The 22,246-nt window shown below is 66.4% G+C and carries 23 protein-coding genes; 12 read left to right on the top strand and 11 right to left on the bottom strand.

Features of this window, described 5'->3' with window-relative positions:
- The first annotated feature begins 388 nt into the window (after positions 1–388).
- Both NO363_RS06480 and NO363_RS06475 read left to right on the top strand, forming a co-directional pair.
- Complete coding sequence (locus tag NO363_RS06480) at positions 389–2,032, top strand: alkaline phosphatase family protein (RefSeq protein WP_256687761.1); 1,644 nt, start codon at positions 389–391, stop codon at positions 2,030–2,032.
- Positions 2,029–3,033, top strand: a complete 1,005-nt coding sequence (locus tag NO363_RS06475) for a GNAT family N-acetyltransferase (protein WP_256687760.1) — start codon at positions 2,029–2,031, stop codon at positions 3,031–3,033. Before NO363_RS06480 ends, NO363_RS06475 begins: the two co-directional genes overlap by 4 nt.
- A gap of 153 nt (positions 3,034–3,186) precedes the next feature.
- On the opposite strand, the gene NO363_RS06470 is transcribed toward NO363_RS06475, so the two are convergent.
- On the bottom strand, positions 3,187–3,783 hold the full coding sequence (locus NO363_RS06470) for a metal-dependent hydrolase (protein WP_256687758.1): 597 nt from the start codon (positions 3,781–3,783) through the stop codon (positions 3,187–3,189).
- Position 3,784: 1 nt separating this feature from the next.
- A complete protein-coding gene (locus NO363_RS06465) occupies positions 3,785–4,900 on the bottom strand; it encodes a DUF1616 domain-containing protein (RefSeq protein ID WP_256687756.1) in 1,116 nt (371 codons plus the stop codon).
- A 177-nt stretch (positions 4,901–5,077) separates the two neighbouring features.
- Here NO363_RS06465 and NO363_RS06460 point away from each other — a divergent pair, with 177 nt between their 5' ends.
- From NO363_RS06460 to NO363_RS06450, 3 genes are all read left to right on the top strand, one after another.
- Positions 5,078–5,359, top strand: a complete 282-nt coding sequence (locus NO363_RS06460) for a helix-turn-helix domain-containing protein (RefSeq protein WP_256687755.1) — start codon at positions 5,078–5,080, stop codon at positions 5,357–5,359.
- Between the two features lie 121 nt (positions 5,360–5,480).
- Positions 5,481–6,575: a cell surface glycoprotein related protein gene (locus NO363_RS06455; protein WP_256687754.1), complete on the top strand. Its 1,095-nt coding sequence runs from the start codon at positions 5,481–5,483 to the stop codon at positions 6,573–6,575.
- A gap of 48 nt (positions 6,576–6,623) precedes the next feature.
- Positions 6,624–7,316, top strand: coding sequence for a dolichyl-phosphate hexose transferase (locus NO363_RS06450; protein ID WP_256687752.1), 693 nt, complete (start codon positions 6,624–6,626; stop codon positions 7,314–7,316).
- Here NO363_RS06450 and NO363_RS06445 read toward each other — a convergent pair whose 3' ends face one another.
- From NO363_RS06445 to NO363_RS06420, 6 genes are all read right to left on the bottom strand, one after another.
- Positions 7,317–9,356 carry an ArnT family glycosyltransferase gene (locus tag NO363_RS06445; RefSeq protein WP_256687750.1) on the bottom strand — a complete coding sequence of 680 codons (2,040 nt, stop codon included), beginning with the start codon at positions 9,354–9,356 and terminating at the stop codon, positions 7,317–7,319. It lies immediately after the preceding gene.
- A complete protein-coding gene (locus NO363_RS06440) occupies positions 9,356–10,519 on the bottom strand; it encodes an ABC transporter ATP-binding protein (RefSeq protein ID WP_256687748.1) in 1,164 nt (387 codons plus the stop codon). The genes NO363_RS06445 and NO363_RS06440 overlap by 1 nt, the downstream gene beginning before the upstream one ends.
- Complete coding sequence (locus tag NO363_RS06435) at positions 10,509–12,113, bottom strand: ABC transporter permease (RefSeq protein ID WP_256687746.1); 1,605 nt, start codon at positions 12,111–12,113, stop codon at positions 10,509–10,511. The genes NO363_RS06440 and NO363_RS06435 overlap by 11 nt, the downstream gene beginning before the upstream one ends.
- Position 12,114: 1 nt before the next feature.
- Entirely contained in the window at positions 12,115–13,392 is a 1,278-nt protein-coding gene (locus NO363_RS06430; RefSeq protein ID WP_256687745.1) for an extracellular solute-binding protein, read from the bottom strand.
- A gap of 138 nt (positions 13,393–13,530) precedes the next feature.
- A complete protein-coding gene (locus NO363_RS06425; RefSeq protein ID WP_256687744.1) occupies positions 13,531–14,007 on the bottom strand; it encodes a cupredoxin domain-containing protein in 477 nt (158 codons plus the stop codon).
- 114 nt (positions 14,008–14,121) lie between these two features.
- A complete protein-coding gene (locus tag NO363_RS06420; RefSeq protein WP_256687743.1) occupies positions 14,122–15,288 on the bottom strand; it encodes an alpha-1 4-glucan-protein synthase in 1,167 nt (388 codons plus the stop codon).
- A 167-nt stretch (positions 15,289–15,455) separates the two neighbouring features.
- Here NO363_RS06420 and NO363_RS06415 point away from each other — a divergent pair, with 167 nt between their 5' ends.
- The 5 genes from NO363_RS06415 to NO363_RS06395 are packed head-to-tail and all read left to right on the top strand — an operon-like array spanning position 15,456 to position 19,073.
- Positions 15,456–15,584: a hypothetical protein gene (locus NO363_RS06415; protein ID WP_256687741.1), complete on the top strand. Its 129-nt coding sequence runs from the start codon at positions 15,456–15,458 to the stop codon at positions 15,582–15,584.
- Between the two features lies 1 nt (position 15,585).
- Positions 15,586–17,172 carry an acyl-CoA carboxylase subunit beta gene (locus tag NO363_RS06410; protein WP_256687740.1) on the top strand — a complete coding sequence of 529 codons (1,587 nt, stop codon included), beginning with the start codon at positions 15,586–15,588 and terminating at the stop codon, positions 17,170–17,172.
- Positions 17,172–17,480, top strand: coding sequence for a DUF8022 family protein (locus tag NO363_RS06405; protein WP_256687739.1), 309 nt, complete (start codon positions 17,172–17,174; stop codon positions 17,478–17,480). Before NO363_RS06410 ends, NO363_RS06405 begins: the two co-directional genes overlap by 1 nt.
- A gap of 43 nt (positions 17,481–17,523) precedes the next feature.
- Entirely contained in the window at positions 17,524–18,681 is a 1,158-nt protein-coding gene (locus NO363_RS06400) for a thiolase family protein (RefSeq protein ID WP_256687738.1), read from the top strand.
- Positions 18,678–19,073, top strand: a complete 396-nt coding sequence (locus NO363_RS06395) for an OB-fold domain-containing protein (RefSeq protein ID WP_256687736.1) — start codon at positions 18,678–18,680, stop codon at positions 19,071–19,073. Before NO363_RS06400 ends, NO363_RS06395 begins: the two co-directional genes overlap by 4 nt.
- On the opposite strand, the gene NO363_RS06390 is transcribed toward NO363_RS06395, so the two are convergent.
- The gene (locus NO363_RS06390; protein WP_256687734.1) at positions 19,070–19,600 is read right to left on the bottom strand and encodes an HTH domain-containing protein; all 531 of its coding nucleotides are present in this window, start codon (positions 19,598–19,600) and stop codon (positions 19,070–19,072) included. The two genes, NO363_RS06395 and NO363_RS06390, sit on opposite strands and share 4 nt — an antisense overlap.
- Positions 19,601–19,654: 54 nt before the next feature.
- Complete coding sequence (locus NO363_RS06385; protein ID WP_256687733.1) at positions 19,655–20,272, bottom strand: DUF7547 family protein; 618 nt, start codon at positions 20,270–20,272, stop codon at positions 19,655–19,657.
- 148 nt (positions 20,273–20,420) lie between these two features.
- Here NO363_RS06385 and NO363_RS06380 point away from each other — a divergent pair, with 148 nt between their 5' ends.
- Positions 20,421–20,594, top strand: a complete 174-nt coding sequence (locus NO363_RS06380; RefSeq protein WP_162832758.1) for a DUF7331 family protein — start codon at positions 20,421–20,423, stop codon at positions 20,592–20,594.
- A 38-nt stretch (positions 20,595–20,632) separates the two neighbouring features.
- A complete protein-coding gene (locus NO363_RS06375; RefSeq protein WP_256687732.1) occupies positions 20,633–21,106 on the top strand; it encodes a YbaK/EbsC family protein in 474 nt (157 codons plus the stop codon).
- A 10-nt stretch (positions 21,107–21,116) separates the two neighbouring features.
- On the opposite strand, the gene NO363_RS06370 is transcribed toward NO363_RS06375, so the two are convergent.
- Positions 21,117–22,208, bottom strand: a complete 1,092-nt coding sequence (locus tag NO363_RS06370) for a CNNM domain-containing protein (RefSeq protein WP_256687731.1) — start codon at positions 22,206–22,208, stop codon at positions 21,117–21,119.
- Between the last annotated feature and the right edge of the window lie 38 nt (positions 22,209–22,246).

Genomic DNA, 22,246 nt, shown 5'->3' with positions numbered 1-22,246 from the left:
CTCGGAGCACCGTTACTCCCCATCTCGCTGTGGGCGGATTTACGTCAGACACGGAATGCAAGCGAGTGTCCGCCGACTACCGGGGAGTATCTCGAGAACGTTTGCTGTGACATGATAGATAGCGTTTCGAATCGAACAGCACTCGGTGCGCAGCGGGCGATGCTGTACGACTGTTCTCCCCGAACGCGATCCTCCGTTCGATGAGAACGTCGATCGTCGCACGAACGTCAATCCGGGCGAGATCTTCGATCCGACCATCGAGCCGTTCTTCGAGTCCGATACTGTCGGACGGAAATACGCAAAGTCGATTCAGTTCGACGGTATCATCCCAAACCGCCGCGCCATGCATCGGTAGATTCACGGCCGCCGCACCGACTACCACCACCGAATGGACGACGAACGTCGCCCCGGATCGGGGCTGGAGACGCTGCTCGTCGGGCTGGATGCGGCCTGCGGGCCGGTGTTCGACCGCCTCGACAAGCGCGGGGCCGAGCTGCCGGCGCTGGAGGGAATCCTGGCGGACGGCGCGAGCGGGCCGCTCGAATCGCAGCTGCCGCCGTGGACCGCGAGCGCGTGGCCCTCGCTCTATACGGGGACGAACCCCGGAAAACATGGCGTCTTCGGCTTTCTCGACTATTCGGGCTACGATTGGGACGTGGTGAACGCGACCGACGTGCGCGAGCACGCGCTCTGGGAACTGCTCGACGACGAGAGGAAATCGTCCGTCGTCGTCAACGTGCCCGTCACCCATCCACCCAACGAATTCGATGGCGCGCTGCTCCCGGGCTACGTCGCGCCCGATTCGCCGACCTGTCATCCCGACGGACTGCTCGACGACGTCCGCGAGGAACTCGGCGCGTATCGGGTCTATCCGCGCCATACCGGCGGCGAGGAGGCGACTACTGAAGAAAAGACCGACGAGTATCGGACGGTGACGCGGATGCGCGGCGAGGCCTTCCGCTATCTCGCCGACCGTTTCTCACCGGAGTTCGGTTTTGTTCAGTTCCAGACGACGGACACCGTCTTCCACGAGTGTCCCGGCGATTTCGCCGCCCTCCAGGCGGTCTACGAGGCCGTCGACGAACAGATCGGCGCGATCCTCGATGCCTGCGATCCCGATACCGTTATCGTCACCAGCGACCACGGCATCGGCAAATACAGCGGCTACGACGTGCGCGTGAACTCGCTCCTGCGCGACGAGGGCTACGTCGAGACGGCCCGCGGCGGCGGGATGCCCTCGTGGGACGTGCTCCGCGACGAGCAGTTCTTCGACGACGAGGGGAGCGAGAGTGGCACCGACGCGCTGCTCGAAAAGGCGATGAGCGGGCTGACGCGCGTGGGTATCACGAGTCAGCGGCTCAAAGCCGTGCTCGATCGCCTCGGTCTCGCCGAGTTCGTCGTCGCTCACGCCCCCAAGGCGATGGTCCGTGCGGGCACCGAGAGAGTCGATTTCCCCGCTTCGACGGCGTACGCGCGCTCACATATCGAGTGTGGCGTTCGGCTCAACGTCGCCGAACGCGAACCCGACGGCGTCGTTCCGGCCGACGAGTACGAGGAGGTTCGAGAGACGCTTATCGATCTCTTTGCCGCTCTCGAAACGCCCGACGGAAAGCCGGCGTTCGACGACGTGGCCCCGCGCGAGGACTACTTCCATGGCTCGGAGGCGGATCGCGCGGTCGATATCGTGCTCGTCCCCCGTGATTTCGACCAGTTCCTATCGACGCAGCTGCGCGGGGAGACGTTCGGCCCGCCGACCGAGCCCTATAACCACAAACGCGACGGCATGGTCGCCGCGACGGGTGCGGGCATCGATAGCGACGGATCGCTCGCGGACGCACATCTGTTCGACGTCGCGCCGACCGTGCTCGCGTCGCTCGGGCTCCCGCGCGGCGACCACATGGACGGCGAAGTACTGGATATCGTCGAATCGACCGGCGAGCGGACCTATCCGGAGTACGACGGACAGGCACGCGAGACGACTAACGAGCAGGCAGTCGAGGACCGACTCTCGGATCTGGGGTATATGGAATGAGCATCGAGATACGCAGCGCGACCGACGACGACCTGGACAAGTGGAACAGCTACGTAGAGCGCTCGCCGCAGTCGAACCCGTTCCATCTTCGGGGGAGCCTCGCGACGCTCGCGGCACACGCCGACGCCGATCTGCACCCCCTGATCGGATTCAAGGGGCAGGAGCCGGTGGGGATCTTCCCGATCTTCGCCGTCGAGCGACTGGGAGTGCCGATGGCCTTTTCGCCACCGCCCGATCTCCTGGTTCCGTATCTCGGGCCGGCGCTCCTGAACATGGGAAAGCTGAAACAGCGAAAGCGCGAGCGCCGTCATCAGCGATTCGTCGACGGCTGCATCGAGTGGGTCGACGAGCATGTCGGACCGCGCTACACCCACGTCCGCAGCGATTATCGGTACACGGATCTCCGCCCGCTCGAATGGAACGAACTGGCGGCGTCGCTCGGCCATACCTATACTGTGGATCTCTCGATCGGTGCGGACGAACTGTTGAAACGGTTCAGCAGCGACGCACGGAGCAACGTTCGCGACGGGCTGCCCGCGAACTGCACCATCGAGGAGGGCGGCGAGCGGGCGATCCGGCGCATCGTCACCCAGATCTATCGCCGCTACGAGGCACAGGACAAGTCCTACGGCGTCACGCCGGGGTTCGTCCTGGATCTCCGCGAGCGCCTGCCGGAGGGCTGCCTGCGTGCGTACGTCTGTCGGATCGACGGCCGGTTCGCCGGCGGGATGATCACGCTCGAAGACGAGGGCACCATCCACCGCTGGCAGGGCGGCGCGAAACACGACGCCGCAATCTCCGTCAACGACCACGTCGACTGGTGGATCATGCGCGACGCGATGGAGCGCGACATCGACTCGTACGACCTCGTCGGTGCGGACTCACGCCGGCTCAACAAGTACAAGGCGAAGTTCGACCCGGACCTCAGAACGTATCACGAGGCCGAGCGCGCCGGTCCGGCCATGCGACTCGCGCGAGCGGCCTATACGAACCTTCGCTGATTGCGTCGTCGCTGAGAATGTTCTGCCGTTGCTTATCTCCGTCGCTGACTATTCTGTCGGACGGAAGTACGTGACGTCAGATTGCGAAGATCCACTGCAACGAGCGACAGGTCGCCTCACGATTTTCCGATCAGTTCTGTCCGACAGTAATCCTTAGTGCGAGCTCCGACCCGTCACCCGGCCGAGGGCACGCCCGATGATCCCGATGCCGGGACGCCCGTCGTAAAGCCAGAGGGCGACGACGCCGACCATGAACAGGACGTACGCCACGCCGATGGGACTGAACAGCATCGGCAGGAAGTCGCTCATGTAGTAGGCGGCGTTTTCGAGCAGTCCCGCACCGGCCCCGGGGCCGACGATCGGGTCCGAGACGTCGACGCCCGGGCGGGCCATCGCGGGCCAGAATAGCGGCCAGTAGGATGGGTCGCCGGTCGCGAGCGAGGGCAGCACGTCGGCCGGGAGATGCGAGAGATAGCCCACGACGAACGCACTCGCGAGTTGTGTGTACGAAAGGCGACGGGCGACGACGAGGACGAGCGCCGAGAACGGGAGTGCGAAAAAGAGCGAGTGCGCGAGCACGCCCGCCGGCAGGAGGTCGAACGACCAGGAGAGCGGCTTGTCGACGAGGTCGGCGAACTGCGTGCCGACGACCAGCGCGATCGTCGCCGCGCTGGTCGGTGTGCGTCCGCGGAGATGGCTGAGTAGCGAGTAGCAGAGATAGCCGACCGCGACGTGGCCCCACGGGAACACGTCAGGCGCTCCCGTTGCCGCCACCAGCACCGGTTCCGCCACTACCGGCTCCACCGCCACCCGAAACGTTCACCGAGAGATGAACCGACCGATAGGCGTTCTCTTCGGTGGGGTTCTGCGGGGGATCACCCTGGTAGAGCAGGTAGACGAGCTGCAGGTCGTTCTCGGCGATGGTCGGCGTGACGGTGTGCTGGCGCTGCCACGTCCGGTTCTCCGGGACGGTCTGGGTCGAGAACCGCTCGAGTGTGTTCCGCGTGAGCACTTCCTCACCGTCGTAGCGCTGGAGCTGGGCCACCACCGAGTAGTTCGCCGGTCCGCCCTCGTGGTTCTGGAGCTGGACGGTGAGCTGTTGGGGCTGATCGACGGTCATGTTCCGCGGGTACTCGCCGACCGTGAACTCCCCGGAGCCGTCCTGCGTGCCGACGGCGAAGTTCGTCGTCGACGAGCCGTCCTGTGGCACCGCGAGCGCGTAGGTCATGCTCGCAGCGCCGACGAGTACGCTGAGCACCAGCACGACGTTGAGAAGTGCGTCGACCGACGAGCCGGTGAGGCCGCCGACGAAGTCGTCGATCCAGTAGCCGACCGGCACGCCGAACCGCTCGTCGCGCGGCAGCCCGAGTCGGCGGACGAACCCGATGGCGGCACAGATCACTGCAAAGCCGACGAGCACCGCGACGATCGGTCCCGTATGGTAGGGCGAGTCAGTGCCGAACAGGAGCGTGGAGAAATCGAGCACGAGCGCGAGCAGCGGCACGAGGAACAGGCTGAGCCCGAACGAGAGCGCCACCCGTTCGCCCCAGCGGACGCCGCGCTGTTGGATCGACCGCAGACTGGAAAACGTCCGCGTCATACCCGATAGCGAGCTCACCTGGCCCGCGTTCCGCGAGGGACGACCCGGGAACAGCGCCGACAGTACCGTGTAGCCAGGGACGAACAGCAGGAGTGGGATCCCGACGATGAACTGCAGCGTCGAGGGGAGACCGACGACGAGGAGACCGCCACCGACGAGCGCGTAGGCGACGACGAGGAGGAGGTCGCCCGGCAGCCCGCCGAGGGCCGAGGCGCTCTCGGCGTAGCGGTCGGCCGTCGTGTTCTCCGAGAGTGAATCACGGGACACCGTATCCGCCCTCTCGGGTGGGTGGGTTCTTGAGTGTGTTCGTTCGCCATCGCCCGGCGGTCGCGCGACCTCCATCGGCGAGTCGTGTTTCGCTGATCAAAACGTATGTAAATGTAGGTAACTGATACACACTTGTTATAGTTCTCCAGTGTATAGGGGAACGAACAGGGGAGTCGTATGACAGAGGATTGGGATACAATCAGTTTCGTGATTCGCTCGCAGTACCGCGTGGACGTACTCTCGCGGCTGGTCGAGGGGCCGGCGACGCCGTCACGCATCGCCACCGACGAGGGTATCGCCATCGCGCACGTCTCGCGGGCACTGTCGGGACTGCGCGACGACGAGCGCGGGATGGTCGAGCTGCTCGTCTCCGAGGATCAGAAGAAAGGCCGCGTCTACGGCATCACCGAAAAGGGCGAAGCCGTCTGGGAGCGCCTCGAAGCCGAGAACATGCTCTGAGCCCGCCGATCGTCCGTCTCGTCGGCAGCGAAGCCGATCGAACGGTGTTCGCCCCCACCGACAGAGCCCCGTTCGGGACGGACAAGCGCCATTTATATAGATGGACGGAGCACCCTGTTCTATGAGCGAACGTTCGGGAGCGCGGGCGGGCGAGCACGGGCGATCGTGGCTCGTTGCCGTCGCGCTCGCGGTGATGGTCGTCGGATCGCTCGCCGTCGTGCCGGGATCGGCGGCGGCCCAGGAGAACACGACGTTCATCGTCCAGCAGGGCGATACGTGTACGGAGGTCACGCCGCTCGGCGACGGTAGTCGGACGGTCGAGCAGTTCTACGACTACACGGTGCTCGACGATCGGGCGAACTACAGCTCGCTCGGCACCACCGACATTCAGGAGAACCAGGTGAGTCAGCTGTTCGTCTATCGCGGCAGCGACGGGCTGAGCCTCGTCTTCCTCCACGACAAGATCAACGAGCCGTACGGGTTCGTCGCCACGGGTGACATCTCGGGACTGCCCGCCGACGGCGAGTGGGCCGTCGAGGACGACAACTACACCAACCGCGACGACACCTTCGAGTACACCGACACGGGCGCACGGATCCAGTGGAACTCGAACGGCGAGCGCACCGACGGTGCGGCCTTCCGCGGACTGGGGAGTTCGGACTACAGCACGATCACCGCGGACATCGCGTTCAACGACGAGGTCGATCGCTACCCCTTCGAGGAGTGGAGCGGCTCACCGAGCGACAACGAGATCGACAACTGGATCGTCCGCTCGGGCGACGGCTCGACGACCGAACTCGACATGAGCAGTCCCGTCGAGATCAGTCCCGGCAGCTGTAGTGGCGGCGTGAGCACGTTCACGGCGACGCCGAACGGATCGGGCGCGAACGCGACGACGGGGACCACCGACGGCTCGACCGCAGCCGATACACAAACCGCGACCGACAGCCCGACGGCGACCGATACGGCAACCGCAACCGACACGCAGACCCCGACCGACACGCCGACGGCGACGGCCGCCGAGGACGACGGTGACGCGACCGCCGGCAACGGGAGCGATGACGGAGCCACCGCAACCGACGGCGGCGGACTGGTCGGCACGAGTTCGCCAACTCAGACCGACAGCAGCGACGCGTTCGGGCCCGGATTCGGCATGGGAGCCGCGCTGCTCGCCGTCCTCGCGCTCGCGGGCGTCGCGCTCGCTCGCCGACGTTGATTTCGGCAAGCCTAAAAATTCAAGTAGGGGTGGGGCGAAGCCGCGTCGATGAGTGTATCCGAGAGCTATGATTTCGACGACGTGAGCGTCGTGATGGGCACGTACAACGAAGAAGCCGCCATCGAGAGCGTGCTCGATTCGATCGACGAGGCGACCGATGGCGCGGCCGAGACGGTCTGTGTCGACGGTTCGAGCGACCGCACTGCCGAGATCGCCCGCGAGCACGGCGCGCGCGTCATCGAACAGGAACCACAGGGCTACGGCGTCGCCGTTGCCCGCGCGCTCCGGGCGGCCGACCGTCCGGTGATCGTCACGACCGACTGCGACGGCACCTACCCGATGGACGCCCTCCCTGAGTTTCTCGACGCGATCAACGGCGGCGCGGACGTCGTCAGCGGCGACCGCCTCTACCATGGGGCCGCGACGATGCCGCCGTTCAACCGCCTCGGCAACCACGCCTTCGCCGTACTGGCGAGCCTCCTGCTCGGCGAGCGCGTCCACGACACGACGACCGGGATGCGTGCCTACCGCCAAGAGGTCATCGAGGATATCGAGTGGACCGAGAACACCGGTCTCTCCGCCGAACTACTCGTCCGCCCGCTCGCGCGCGGTTACGACGTCCACGAGACACCGATCGAATACGGCGAGCGCCTCGGCGAGACGACGCTCGACCCGCTCTCTGGTGGGAAGGACATCGCGCGCTCGATACTCACCGTCGGTCTCGAAGAGCGCCGTCGGTAATCAGGCAGTCGTGAGGTTCGCGTCGATCGACACGCCGTCGCTGGTGCCGTTGACCACCCCGCGCCCGCCGCCACAGCGATAGGCCGGACAGACCTCTTTCGTGGGCGTGAGCGCGCGGATCGTGTCGCCCGACCGGTCGAACGGAAGCTCGACGCGGTAGCCGAACCCGCCGGTCGGCCCCCGATCGACGAACACCGACAGCGTGAGCGTGTCTCCGGTGAGCGGTATCGAACTCCCGTTGACCGGTGTGACTTCCCCGCGAACCCGAGCGCGCTCGTCGGTGACGAGCCGGAGGTCGAGCGTTCCGTTGTCGCGCGTCGTCGTGTAGTAGCTCTGATTGTCGCCGTTCGCGAGGCGTACCGTGACGCTCTCGGGCGAGTTCGGGATCCCGAACTGCCCGTCGACCGCGAGTCGATCGCCCGAGCGGACCGTGATCGATCGGAGGGCACCCTCGGAGGCGTCGCCGGTCGTCGGGCTCCACGAACCGCCGTAGACGTAGCGGTAGTACGTCCGGTTCGGGTAGGCGTCGACGACCGCGAACTGGCGTTCGGCGAGCGCGTAGACCGCGTCGCCGCCGAAGCCGGGATCATTGCGCAGCGCCTGGAACGGATGGCTGAGCCAGCGACCGTACGTCGTCGGGAGGAAGACGAGCGCGTTCGCCAGACTTCGATTCTCGAAGGGCTGGTAGGCCTGTTCGTACTCGGCGGTGACGTTTCCATTGCGTTCGAGCGGCTCGCTCGCTGCGCTTGCCGTCACACCCGCCAGCGCCGCGCCCGCGACGAGCAGACAGACCGCGAGTGCGACGCGTGCCTGTCGGGCATCGAACCGGGGCTGTAGCAGCCGGTGGAGTCGAAGCGCGCCCCGGAGGCCGGCGTACGCCGCGAACGCCGCCGTCGGGACGAGCAGATCGAAGTGGTAGTACGGCCCCAGGAAGGCGATCAGACCCGCCCCCGACTCTTCGAGATCGCCGAGGATGTTGAAGTTGCCCCAGAAGAGAATGTTGCCGACGGGGATCGACACGAACAGCCCGGCGAGCACCGCGGTCCGGGCGCGCAGCCGGTTTCGCGGGACGACGATCGCGAGCACCGTCCCGCAGGCCGCGAGCGCCGTCCCGAGCACGCCGGCGATCCCCCACCGGCCGAAGAACGTCGCGAGCACCTTCGCGTTCGCCGTCAGCGCGAGCGTCGGCGTGTACTGTTTGGCGTGACCGAGGATCGCCCGCTTCCCGAAGCCGATGCCATCGAGCGGTGCGAACGCCGCGTACGGGAAGGTGAACGGGTCGCCGGTGAGAAAGGCGTTGTAGCCGAGTGCGACGGCCACGCCGAGCAGTCCGCCGGCGGCGGTCAGACCGTTGCGGATCAGGGCGGCACGGCCATCCCGCAGCGTCCAGAGCGCGTGGACGACGAACGGTGTGGCGAACAACACGGCGGTGTAGGGTCGCGAGAAGAAGGCGACGCCGATGGCGAGTCCGGCGACCGCCGCCAGCAACCGGCTCCCGGTGTGGTCGGCGCGGAGATACGCCGCGGCGAACAGCAGGTTCCACAGCGTCGTCGGCGCGTACGAGAGGAACGTCGACGAGTTGATGAGAAAGAGCGGCGAGAAGAGGAGCAGTCCGCCGGCGAGCAGTCCGGTCGCGCGCGCGAACCGGCGACCCTCGTGACGGAAGGTTTCGGCGACGACGATCGCCAGAAGAGCGACGTTCGCCGCCGCGATGGCGACGAGCGTGAGCGTGTAGTCGCCCGCGAGCCGGCCGAGCGCGAACATCGCGGCGGCGATGGGCGCGTATTTGGGATAGAACCCCCGTTCGCTTCCGACGAAGAACCACGGCCGGAACGATTCGGGGACCGGCGGCCGGAGGAACAGTTTTCCGTCGAGCAGCATGCCGGCCTGCTGGAGATACACTCCCTCGTCGTGATTCAGCGAGAGATACGGAAAGAGATTCGTCGAGACTATCCAGACGGCCAGTCCGCCGATCAGGGCGAGGGCGAGCACCGCGAGTCGGAACCGTCGTCCGTCGAGTCGCTCGCCGAGCCGTCCCATCACTCGGCGGGATACCACGCGAGCCGGTGATCGGCGACGAACGAGACGGCGACCCGCTGGTCGAGGTGGATGTCGGTCGTGTGGTTGTGCTCGCAGTGGATCACGTCGCCCGTATCGAGTTCGACGCGGTAGACGAACGACGAGCCGGTGTACTGGCGGTGGACGACCCGTCCGTTGCCCGCATCCTCGTCCGCCACGGGGTTCGCCCGGAGATCGTCCGGCCGCACGAGCACGTCGATGTCGGTGCCGGCGTAGTCGTCGGTCAGTCCCTGCATGCGCGCCGTCTCGAAGCTCCCGATGCCGGTGTGGACGCCCGCCTCGTCGACGCTGCCCGACAGGAAGCCCGCGCGGCCGAGAAAGGCGGCGACGAAGCGCGATTCAGGTTGCTCGAAGACGATCTCCGGTCGGCCGACCTGTTCGAGGCGACCGTCGTTGAGCACGGCGACGCGATCGGAGATCGACAGCGCCTCCTCCTGGTCGTGGGTGACGGAGACGGCGGTGACGCCCGCCGCCTCCAGAATGCGACGGACCTCCTCGCGCATCCGCACGCGCAGGCGCACGTCGAGATTGGAGAACGGCTCGTCGAGCAGCAGGAGGTCGGGTTCGGGCGCGAGCGCGCGGGCGAGCGCGACGCGCTGTTGCTGGCCGCCCGAGAGCTGATCGGGCGTGCGCTCGCCGAACGATTCGAGACCGACGAGTTCGAGCAGATCGGCCACGCGCTCGTCCGTTCGATCGCCGTCGGCGTCGGTGAGGCCGAACGCGATGTTCTCCTCGACGGTCATGTGCGGGAACAGCGCGAAGTCCTGGAAGACGATGCCGACGTCGCGGTCCTCGGGGTCCACAGAACGAGTGTCGTCGGCGACGCGCTCGTCGTCGAGAGTGATCGTTCCCGCCGTCGGGGTTTCGAGCCCCGCGATCAGCCGCAGCGTCGTCGTCTTCCCACAGCCCGAGGGGCCGAGCAGCGTCAGCAGCTCACCCTCGCGGACCGACAGCGAGAGTTCGTTCACTGCCGTTTCGGCCCCGAACTCCTTGCTCGCGTCGGTGAGTTCGAGCACCACGTCGGCGGTGTCGGCGCTTCCCGGCGCGCTGTCGGGCGCGTCAGCCCCACGCGAGCGGTCGGTGGCGGCCTCGGGATACGGTTCCTGGGTGGATTTACCGGACATCGTCGCCCTCCTGTGTGAGGATGACGAGCATCGAGAGTCCGGAGACGGCGACGAGCACGAGCGCCGGTACGGCGGCCGCCCCGTAATATCCTGCGTCTTGGACCTGCCAGATGTAGGTGACGAGCGTCTTGAACCCGGAGGGATGCAGGAGGAGCGTCGCCGGCAGTTCCTTCATCGTCGTCAGGAAGACCAGCGCCGCGCCCGCGACGACGCCCGGCGCGATCAGCGGGAGCGTCACGCGCCGGAAGCTCGCGAGCGGCGAGTGGCCGAGCGTGCGCGCGGCTTCGAGCAGCGACCGATCGACCTGGAGCACCGACGACTGGGTGGTGCCGACCGCCTGCGGGATGAAGCGGACGACGTAGCCGAAGATCAACAGGGGAAGCGTCTGATAGAGCCCCGGCAGATAGCGCACGCCGAAGTAGACGAGCGCGAAACCGACGACGACGCCGGGTGCGGCGTAGCCGAGATAGGTCATCCGGTCGAACAGATCCGTGAGCGGGCCGTCCGTCCGCGCCGAGAGATAGCCGACCGGTAGCGCCGCGACCGTCGCGACGAGCGCCGCGAGCGCTGCGACGACGACGGAGTTCAGACCGTAGGACCACTCGAAGGCGAACCCGCCGGCCGAGTAGCCCGGCCCGCCGCGGAACAGCCACATCGCCAGCACGCCGAGTGGGACGACCAGACAGAGCGCGACGACCAGCGTACAGAAGGCGAGCGCCGGCCACTTCCAGGCCCCGAGCGAGATGGTGTAGCCACGCCGTCCGCCGGCGTAGGCGTTGCCGTCGTCGGCCGAGAGGCGCGACTCGATGCCGAGGATGGCGACGGTGAGCCCCAGCAAGAGCACTGAGAGCAGCGCTGCGCGGCCGCGGCCGAAGGCGTTGTACTCGACGAAGATCATGCGCGTGAACACGTCGTAATGCATGATCGACGGCGTCCCGAAATCAGAGAGCGTGTAGAGCCCCACCAGCAGCGCGCCGGCGGCGATCCCCGGCGCGATCTGTGGCAGGACGACGCGGCGAAAGGCACCGAGATAGGAGTGGTTCAGGGTGCGCGCGGCCTCGATCTGACTGGCGTCGAAGGAAAGCAGCGCCGCGCGCGTGGTGAGGAAGACGTATGGGTAGACGAACAGCGTGAGGACCAGCACCGTTCCCTGCAGCCCGTAAATCGTTGGAATGGATTCGACACCCAACGGGGCGAGCAGGTCGGCGAGCGTTCCCCGCGGGCCGAACGCCGAGACGAACGCGAACGCGCCGATGTAGCTCGGCACCACGAGCGGGAGCGCCAGCACGACGGTCCAGAAGCGCCGAAACGGAAGGTCCGTGCGCGCGGTCAACACCGCGAGCGGCACGCCGAGCAGCACCGAGCCGGCAGTGACCGCAGTCACGAGCAGCGCGCTGTTGACCGTGATCTGGACCGTCGAGGGCGACGACAGCAGCGCGAGCGCGCTCTCGATGCCCATGTCGAACGCGCGGACGACGAGCCACGCGATCGGGGCGACGACCGCGAGCGCGATCGCGCCGGCGAGCGCGAGCAATCCCCCTCTGAGGACGGTCCCGCGGTCGATGTCGATACGACCGTCGCCGAGGGTACTCATCTCAGAGCACTCCGGTCTCGCGCATGAGTTTCAGGGTGGGTTCGAGGTTCGAGAGTTTCGCGAGATCCAGCTCCGGCGGGTTGAGCTCGTCGATCGTCGGCAGTCCGCCGACGGGCGGGACACCCGGGATCATCGGGTAGGCGAACGTCCGCGTGGCGAAGAACTCCTGGGCCTCGGCGGTCAGGAGGTGTTTGATGAAGTCCATGGCGAGCTGGCGGCGCTTGGTCCCTTTGATCACCTCGACACCGGCGGCGTTGATGAGTGCGCCCGCGTCGCCCTTCGTGAACGCGAGCTCGATCGGCGCGTTCGGGCGGGCGGCCCGCACGCGCAGCGAGTAGTAGTGGTTGGCGAAGCCGGCCGCGAGCTCGCCGTCGGCGACGGCGTTCGAGACGAGGAACTCGTCGGGATATTCGGAGACGTTCTGTCCCTGCATCCCCTTCAGCCACTGCTTGGTCTGCTCCTTGCCGCGGAGCAGCCGCATCGCCGTGATGAACGACTGGAAGGCCCCGTAGGTCGGTGCCCAGCCCATCGATCCCTGTAGCTGCTTCGTATCGGTGAACTTCTGGACCTTGTTCGGGATCTGGTTCGCCGAGAGCTCGTTCGTGTTGTAGGGAACGCTCCGCGCGCGTCCGGCGACGCCGACCCACTTGTTGTTCGGATGGAACGACTTGGGGACGGGCTTGACGACCTTCTTCGGGAGTTTCACCGTCGCGTCGTTGTTGGCGACGACGCCGAGTGCGCCGAGGTCGACCGCCCAGAACACGTCGGCCTTCGGCGAGCCGCTCTCCACCTCGGTGATGAGCGTGTTCGCGAGCTGTGAGGAGGAGGCCGTCCGGAGCTTCACGTCGAACTTCGGATACATCTTCTGCAGCAGATCGAGGAACTGGGTGTAGAGTCCGCCCTCGCCGCCGCCGAGATAGACACTGAGCGTGCCCGAGAGATCGGGGAGATCGTCGATGCGGGGTCCCTTCAGCGGTGGGCGGCTCTCGACGAGCGGGCCCGACCCTCGGAACGATTTGATGCCGACCGAGCCGTTCGCGCTCGCGTTGCCGGAGGTGTTGCTGACGGTACCGTTCGCCCCGCTGCTGGCGTTGCTCGACGCGTTGGAGCCGTTCGCACCGCTCGCGTTGGCACCACTGTCGCCCGACGAACAGCCGGCGACCAGCGCGCCGCCGGCCACGACGGCCGACGTGCGGAGGAATCGTCGCCGTCCCAACCCGGAATCACCGTGATCGTCGGAGCCGTTCGCCGTTGGATCGTCACCAGCGCGTCGCGTCATTGCCACATATGATTTAGGACAGCCTAAAAACCCTGTCGTTCCGCGGTCGATCCATCCCATCTAGTGACGCCGCTCGGCAGTATGTCGTTTGTGGTGTCGGTTACGAAACCGCGATGCCCATGCCGTGGCTCGTCGTCGTTAGTTCGTGACCTCGATCGTCTCGTGCATGCCGAGTTTGTAGTGATCCTCGGTCTCGCCGTTCTCTTCCTCGACGATGAGGCAGGCGAGCTCGTACGTGCCGGGCTCGAGCTTCATCTGCAGCTTCTTGCTCGTGCCCTTGCCGATGTCGTCGACCTCGTCGAGCTCCTCGTAGGCACCGTCGTCGCTGCGCTCTCTGACGACCAGTTCGTGGACCTCGTGGCCCTTGTTGACGGCGTTGAACGTCACCTGGCCCGATGGCACCGACTTCGCGTCGGGTTTCACCTGCCACTCGTTGAGCACGACGCGCACCTTCCGGTCGTCGGAGGCTCCCGGGGTCCCGCTGGCGTTGCTACCGTTACCACCGCTGCCGTTGCCGCTCCCATTCGCGCCGCCGCTGCCGTTGGCGCTGTCGTTCCCTGATTGTGCACCACCGGTACAGCCGGCGAGTCCGGCCGCTGCGGCGAGGCTTGCCATACCACCTTTCAGTATTGTCCGCCTGTCGAAATCGTGTCCTTTCATTGTCTGCCACTGGCCGATTTTGGCCAGCCTAAAAATTGGTGGTGGGTGGTAACCGTTATACCTGCCGGTTCAGTCGTCGGCGCTGGCGGCGGCCGGCACGGCGATCGAGCCCGGATCGAGCGCGTCGAGACAGGCCAACCAGTCGTGCATGTACTCGCCGACGTACGGGAGGAACTCGCCGTTCTCGCAGTCGCTCCAGTCGCGTTCGACGAGCGCGTCGGCCATCGCGGCGAAGGCGTCGGCGTACGAATCGGCGTCCGCGGCCGCGTCGTCGACGGCCCGCCAGAGGCGTTCGTTGGCGTCGAGCGCGGGCAGCTCCGAGCGGAGATCGTCGAACGTCGAGCGCTCGGCCTTGTTGTGCTTACAGAGCGGCCCGCCGGTGAGGATCTCCGTACCGAGCACGTCGCAGGCGCGCTTGAGGAAGACGCCGCTCCAGATGTCGTCGAACCGGCCGACGTCCCAGGGGTTGTCGTCCATCGGGAGCTGGTAGAACGCGGGGATCACCTCGCGCCGGAAGGCGAGATTCATCGAGCAGACCGTGAGATACTGGCCCTCCGCGGCGACGAACGGCTCGCCGAAGTCGTCGGCCGAGAGCCGCGTCTTGGCCTGTCCCTGCAGATCGCCATCGGCGAGGATGCGGGCGGCGTCGAGGTCGGGCACGTTCGTCCAGAGCCCCTGCGAGGCGACGACGTTCGTCACGCGCGTACGATCGGTCTCGATCTCCTCGTCCATCGCTGAGTAGGGGTAGCCACGCGGGTAGAGACCGTGCTCGTCGGCGTTCTCGTAGAGGACGTTCACCCACTGCTCGTCCGAGCGGACGCGCTCGACCTCGTGTTCGCCGTTCAAGTTCGCGAGATGCGTCCCGAAGAAGTCCTCGTCCATGTGCGGGCGGGTGTCGTCGTCGATGAAGACGCCGTAGTCAAACCCGTTCGCCCAGCAGTAGAGCAGCCCGAAGCTCGTCTGGGCGTGGCTCGCAGCGGGGACGAGATGGGCAAACTCCGTGACGGACTGTTCGTCGTACCACTCCTCGCGGGCAGCGCCGTCGAAGACCTCGCCGGCGAGATCGAGTTCGTCGAGCATCGTCGCCATCGCCTCGGTGTCACAGAAATCCTCGGTCACGAGCACGACGTGGAGGCGGTCGGTATCGAAGCCGTGCTTGCGGGCGTTTTCGGCGTAGGCTCGTACGCACTCGAACTCGCGTATCGTCGGAACGATCACACAGATGTCGGCCGTCATTGCGATGTCGCGTGTTTTTAGGACGGCCTAAAGAATCTGTCGTTGTCACTCCGATAACGCCAGTACCATTCAATGGTAACGAATGGTGAAGGTACGTTCACAGTCGCAACGGTGATCTATCGTGGCACAGATTTAGGTAGCTACACGTAGAGCAACGACACAGAGACATGACGCTCGACACGCAGACCTGCGTGGTCACCGGCGCGTTCCGCGGGAGCGGCCGCACCGTCGCCGGGCCCGTACCGGGCTCTTCGACCGATCACATTCTCGCCGGCAACGGCGGTATGGGGTGGTAGCGTGGCGGCCGAAGACGACGCCAACGCCGGCGAGAGCGACGCACTGGACGAATCGGCGATCGAGGAACTGCGGCGACGCCGCACCGAGGCGGCGCTGGGCGGGGGACAGGCCCGCATCGACGCCCAACACGACCGCGGGAAACTGACCGCCCGCGAACGCATCGACTACCTCCTCGACGAGGACAGTTTCGAGGAGTTCGACCGGTTCGTCGAACACCAGTCGACGAACTTCGGCATGGCCGAGAAGAAGTACGCCGGCGACGGCGTCGTCACGGGCTACGGCGAGGTCGACAGCCGGACGGTGTTCGTCTTCGCCCACGACTTCACCGTTCTCGGGGGATCGGTCGGCGAAGCGGTCGCCGACAAGATCTGTAAGGTGATGGACAAGGCGATCGAGAATGGCGTGCCCATCATCGGGCTGAACGATTCCGGTGGCGCACGCATCCAGGAGGGAATCGCCTCGCTCACGGGGTTCGCGAAGATCTTCCAACGAAACACGAAGGCAAGCGGGCTCGTCCCGCAGATCTCGGCGATCATGGGGCCGTGTGCCGGCGGGGCGACCTACTCGCCGGCGCTGACGGATTTCACGTTCATGGTCGAAGACACCGCTCAGATGATGATCACGGGGCCGGACGTGATCGAGACGGTCACCGGCGAGCAGATCACGATGGAGGAACTCGGAGGGGCGAGCGCCCACGCCAACGAGAGCGGCGTCGCCCACCGGACCGCTCCGAGCGAGGAGGAGGTGCTCGACGACATCAGGCGGCTACTCTCGTATCTCCCGCAGAACAACGTCGAGGATCCGCCGCGTGTCGACTCGTGGGACGATCCCGACCGGCGCTGCGAGGTCGGTGATATCGTGCCCGACGCGCCGCGCAAACCCTACGACGTGACGAACGTGATCGGGAACATCGTCGACGACGGCTCCTTCTTCGAGACGCACGGCGGGTTCGCACGCACGCTCGTGACCGGGCTCGCGCGCATGGACGGCCGACCAGTTGGAATCGTCGCCAACCAGCCCTCGGTCAACGCCGGCACGCTCAACATCGAATCGAGCCAGAAGGGCGCGCGGTTCGTCCGCTTCTGTGATTCGTTCAATATACCAGTGTTGACCTTCGTCGACGTGCCCGGGTTCATGCCCGGCACCGATCAGGAGCACAACGGGATCATCCGTCACGGCGCGAAACTCATCTACGCCTACGCCGAGGCGACGGTCCCGCTCTCGACGGTGATTCTCCGGAAAGCGTATGGAGGGGCCTACATCGTGATGGGCTCGAAACTCCTGGGCGCGGACACGAACTACGCGTGGCCCGGCGCTGAAACCGCCGTGATGGGCCCGCGCGGGGCGGTGGACGTCCTTTATCGGGACGAACTCGCCGACGCGGACGATCCCGAGGCGACCCGCCAGGCGCTGATGGACGAGTACCGCGAGGAGTTCGCCAACCCCTACTCGGCGGCCGAGCGCGGCTACGTCGACGACGTCATCGAGCCGAACGAGACCCGCCGACGGCTCATCCGCGATCTCGACGTTCTCGATCGCAAGCGAACTGACGGGCCGCCGAAGGACCACGGCAACGTCCAACTCTGATGACACCGACATCACTGCTGGCCGAAACCGACGACCCGGACGACGCGCGAGCGGCCGCGACCGAGGACGTTCTCGACGAACTCGATCTGTCGGTCCCCACGAGCGCCGACCGCGGCGAGGCGGCCGCCATCGCCGCCGCCATCGGTGCGCATCTCCGCGACCGCGCCGCGGCCGCCGCGAACGCCGACGAGGAAGAATCGGAGCACTGCGATCGCTGGTCGCTCTGTGGCCGTCTCGACGGGCGGACGCCACCCCAGAGAGTCGCTCGCGGCGAGGAGTGGAAGACGGCGGGGCGGCTCCGTCGGTAGCGTCGAAACATCCATAACGGGGGCGGGAGACGACCCGGACGAAATGAGCACGAACGTGGCCGTCATCGGCGCATCGATGACCCAGTTCGGACAGCGCGAAGCGTGGATTCAAGGGTTGCTCGCCGAAGCGGGCGCGGTCTGTCTCGACGACGCCGGCGTCGCGCCCGACGCCGTCGAGCATCTCTACGTCTCGAACATGGCCAGCGGCGAGTTCGAGGGCCAGACCGGTGTCCCGAACGCGCTCGCCCACGATCTCGACTGCCTGCCGGCCTACACACAGCGCGTCGATCAGACTTCTTCGAGCGGGGGCGCAGGTATGTACGCCGCTTGGCAGTCGGTCGCCTCGGGCGCGAGCGAGATGACCCTCTTGGTGGGTGGTGAGAAGATGACGCATCGCTCGACGGGCGAGGCCACCGACGTGATCGCCTCGCTGACCCATCCCGTCGAGTACAAACACGGCGTGACGCTGCCGAGTTTCGCGGGGCTGACGGCGCGGCGCTATCTCGATCGCTACGACGCGCCGCGCGAGAGTCTCGGGAAGGTCGCCGTCAAAAACCACAGGAACGGCGTCGACAACCCGCACGCCCAGTTTCAGAAGGAAGTCGATCTCGAAACAGTGTTAGAGAGCCCGATCGTTGCCGACCCGCTCAGACTGTACGATTTCTGTCCGATCACCGACGGGAGCGCGGCGCTGATGTTCTGTCCGGAGTCGGTCGCGAAAGAATACACCGACGAGTACGCCCTCGTGAGCGGCGTTGGCGGCGCGACCGACACTCACGTGGTCCACGAGCGCGCGGAACCGACGGTGATGGGCGGCGTGGTCGAGTCGGGGAAAGAGGCCTACGAGATGAGTGGCTACGGCCCCGAGGACATCGACGTGGCCGAACTCCACGACATGTTCACGATCCTCGAATTCCTCCAGATGGAGGGGCTGGAGTTCGCCGAGCAGGGCGCTGCTTGGGAGACGGTCGAGGACGGCAAAACCGAGCGTGACGGTGAACTACCGATCAACACCTCTGGTGGGCTGAAATCGAAGGGGCATCCCCTCGGCGCGAGCGGCGTCGCGCAGGGCTACGAGATCTACAAGCAGGTGCTCGGTGAGGCGGGTCCGCGACAGGTCGACGCCGACGTCGGGCTTGCGTGTAACGTGGGTGGCTTTGGCAACTGTGTCATCACCACCATCCTGGAGGCGGGCGCATGAGCCCTGAGAGCGATTTCGCCGCTGGCGAGCCATCGATGGAGGCGGCCCGCTACGCGGACGGCTCGATCACCTACCCGCCACACCCGCTCGGTCCCGGTGGCGCGGAACGAACCGGCACGGTGGATCTGAGCGATCACACTGCGACGGTCGTCACGTGGACGACGAGCACCGCCACGCCGCCCGGAGTGCGGGAGCCGAACCACCTCGCGATCGTCGAATTCGAGATCGAGGACGGGTCCGTCCGCGCGCTCGGCCAGCTCACGACGGACGATATCGAAATCGGTGACGACGTGAAACCAGTCTATATCGAGGAACTGCGAGATCCCGAGGCCGGTATCCGCGAACCCGCGAGTCAACAGTGGGATGGCTATCGGTTCGAACCCGCCGATTAGGGCGCGCCGACCGGTAGTTCCTCGCGCGTCGATTCTTCGGACTCTTCGGATTCTTCCGATTCCTCCGGTTCCGCCGTCGTTTCGTCACCTTCGAGCGCATCGAGCGCCTCACTGACGGTGTACGAGCGGTCCTCGTCGGCGTGCGGGAAGACGGCGCTGAGTCGGTCACCTTCGTAGACGGCGAGGCTCATCACCGGCAGGACGAGCGCGGTGTGTGACTCGCCGGTGATCGACGAGTGACACTCGCGCGTGTCGAAAAACGGGGCGAGGCTGACGCCGTGTCTGCGTGCCCAGTCGTCGAACGACGCGTGCGTGTGGTGTGTCTCGCGTTCGGAGCAGCCGGTGTCGATCGGCACCCGCTTCTCCCACGTTCGGACCGTCGCGCCAGCGACCTCCCCGTCGGCGTCGAGCCGTCGGAGCCGCTCGCGGACCCCCGACTGCGAATCGCGCGCGACCGCCGGCACCGACGATCGCACGAACAGTTCGAGCTGTACGTTCCCCTCCGGCAGCGATCGTGCCCCCTCCATCACATGCGGAGAGATGTAATCGAGACTATAAACTCTTGTGGCCGCAGTGACCGTTTACTCCGCGTCCCCCTCGTCGTTCTCGACCGCATCGCGGATCGAGTCGAGCTCGGCGTCGACGTCGATGGCGACGTCGTCATCCGATTCGTCGCGTTCGTCGCGGGCGGAGATCGACCGTCGGTCGCGGGTCGAGCGGTTCACACGACGATCACCCTCGGCGAGGCGATCGTCGATCTCGTCGCGGAGCGCGCGGGCCTCATCGGCGAGCGTGCGCGCGGTCGGGTTCTGTGGTCGCCCGTCGAGTGCGCCCTGGAGATCGTCGAGCACGTCGTCGAGACGGTCGAGCGCGTCGCGACCGAGACGCTCGCCCTGCCGTCGCGTCTCGCGCCCGCGCTCGCTGACCTCCTCGCCGGCGCGTGCCAGTCGGAGGGCGGCCTGGAACGCTTCGAGCGCCCGGACGTTCGCTTCGAGGAACGCGATGAGTGCGGGGATCGCGAACTCGTCGGCGAGATCGAGCAGTTCGCCCGGCGTCGGTGGGCGAGGCAGTCCCAGTGGTCCGCGGGGCGGTTCTCGTGGCGGCCCGCGCGTTTCGAGTTCGTCACGGAGCTCGGCGAGCGTCGACGAGAGGTCCTCGGCGAGGCGTTCGAGTTCAGGGTCGCGTGGCGCGTCGCTCATATTCGCAGTTCGGGGTCCAGCGTGAAAAGGTCGGGTTCCCGTATCGTTCCCGACCTCCGGCAGAATTTCGAATATGGTGACAACGTTTATCACGATGTGGCCCCTCGGTGCAACTAGCGGCACCGAAAACCGACACTACCCAAAACCAATGAGCACGTCCCCACAGGAGTCGCCCTCCGACACCTCGGCGAGCGTACCGGCACGCGAAGAACGCCTCGTCGCCTTCGAGCGCGAGGACGGCGCAGTCGTCATCTACGACGAGCGCGAGCACACGGCGTGGCTCCAGTCGAGCGGTGCGGTTCCGATCGCCGACGCACGGTAGCCATCACCGTTTTTAGCGCGCTCGTTCTCACGCACGACATGCACCGACGGGCAGCAGCCTTCGCCGAGCGAGCCGAGCAGGAGTACGGCGTCGCGGTCGACGTCCACGAGTTTCCCGACGGGACCAGGACGGCGAGCGCCGCGGCCGCGGCCATCGACTGTGATGTCGCCCAGATCGCGAGCTCGCTCGTGTTCGTGACTCCCGAGCCGGTCGTCGTGGTCACGAGCGGTGCCAACCGTGTGAGCGAGGACAAACTCGCCACCGTTCGCGACGTCGACGAACACACGGTCGCGATGGCCGACGCCGACACGGTGCGCGAGACCGTCGGCTGGTCGATCGGCGGCGTCCCGCCGTTCTGTCACGACACGTCCCTGCCGGTCTATCTCGACGAAACGCTCCAGGCGTTCGACACCGTCTGGGCCGCCGCGGGCACGCCCGAGGCCGTCTTCCCGATCGCGCCCGAGCGCCTCCGCGAACTCGCCGACGCACGCCCCATCGACGTGGCCGAGTAGCTCCGACGACTCAGTCGAGTGGATCCTCGATGTCGCCGGCGATGGCCTCGAAGGCGTCGGTCGCGGTCACGAGACCGACCACCCGTTCGTCGTCCGTGTCGGTGACGAGTGCGAGCTCCTGGTTCTCCTCTTGAAAGCGATCGATGAGATCGCTGACGGGGATGCCGGACGGAACGGTCAGCGGACTGGTGGCGAGCGATTCGAGATCTCGTTCGCCGTTTCGGAGGGCGTCGACGTTCGAGAGCACCGCTGGCGTGTAGACGACGCCGACGAACGCCTCCAGATCGGTGTCCACGAGCGGGAATCGGGTGTGCTGGCGCTTGGCCATGAGCTCCAGGTTCGTGTCGACCGGTTCGGCCGTCGAGAGCGCGACGATGCCGCTGCGCTCGACCATTACCTCCGCGACGGACGTCTCGCCGATCGCGAGCGCGTTGATCACCTCCCGTTCGCGCTCCGCGGTGAGCGATCCCTGATGCAACACCGACCCCATCCGATTCCGGAGTTCGCTCCGCGAGGCCGGCGGCGACTCGTCCTCTTCGATCTCTTCGTCGGCCCACGACCGGGTGATCGTCACGCCGACCAGCGAGAGGAGCCCCTTCGCAACCCAGTCGGCGAACCGGATGATCGGCCCGAGCGTCGTCGTCCACCAGTAGAGCACCGGCGCGCCGTAGCGCGCGGCGAGTTTCGTCCGCTCGATCCCGAAGTAAGTGGGTGCCTGCTCGCCGATGATGACGTGAAGGAGGTTGACGAGAACGAGTGCGAGCAGCACCGACAGGGCGGCGTGACCGTCCGAGCCGCCGCCGAGCAGCCCCGCGAGCCCGGTCGCCCGTATCGCCGGATCGAGCAGCGAGGCGAGCGCCGGCTCGGCGACGACGCCCAGCCCGACGCTCGAAATCGTGATCCCGAGCTGACAGCCCGACAGGTAGATCTCGAGCTGTTCGGTCATCTCCCAGGCGCGTTCGAGGCCGCGCTGCCCCCGAAACTCCGCCTCGGGGAACTGGCGGACGCGGGTCATGGCGAACTCGGTGACGACGAAGAAGGCGTTCGAGAACAACAGCGCGAGACCGACGGTGAGTTGGAGAACCGTCGCGAGATCGACCATCGTCACGCGTTTTCGTGTGCGTTTCAAAACTTTTCTCA

The organism is Halococcus qingdaonensis (assembly GCF_024508235.1).
Lineage (GTDB): Archaea > Halobacteriota > Halobacteria > Halobacteriales > Halococcaceae > Halococcus > Halococcus qingdaonensis.
This window is presented reverse-complemented; position numbering and strand designations above follow the sequence as displayed.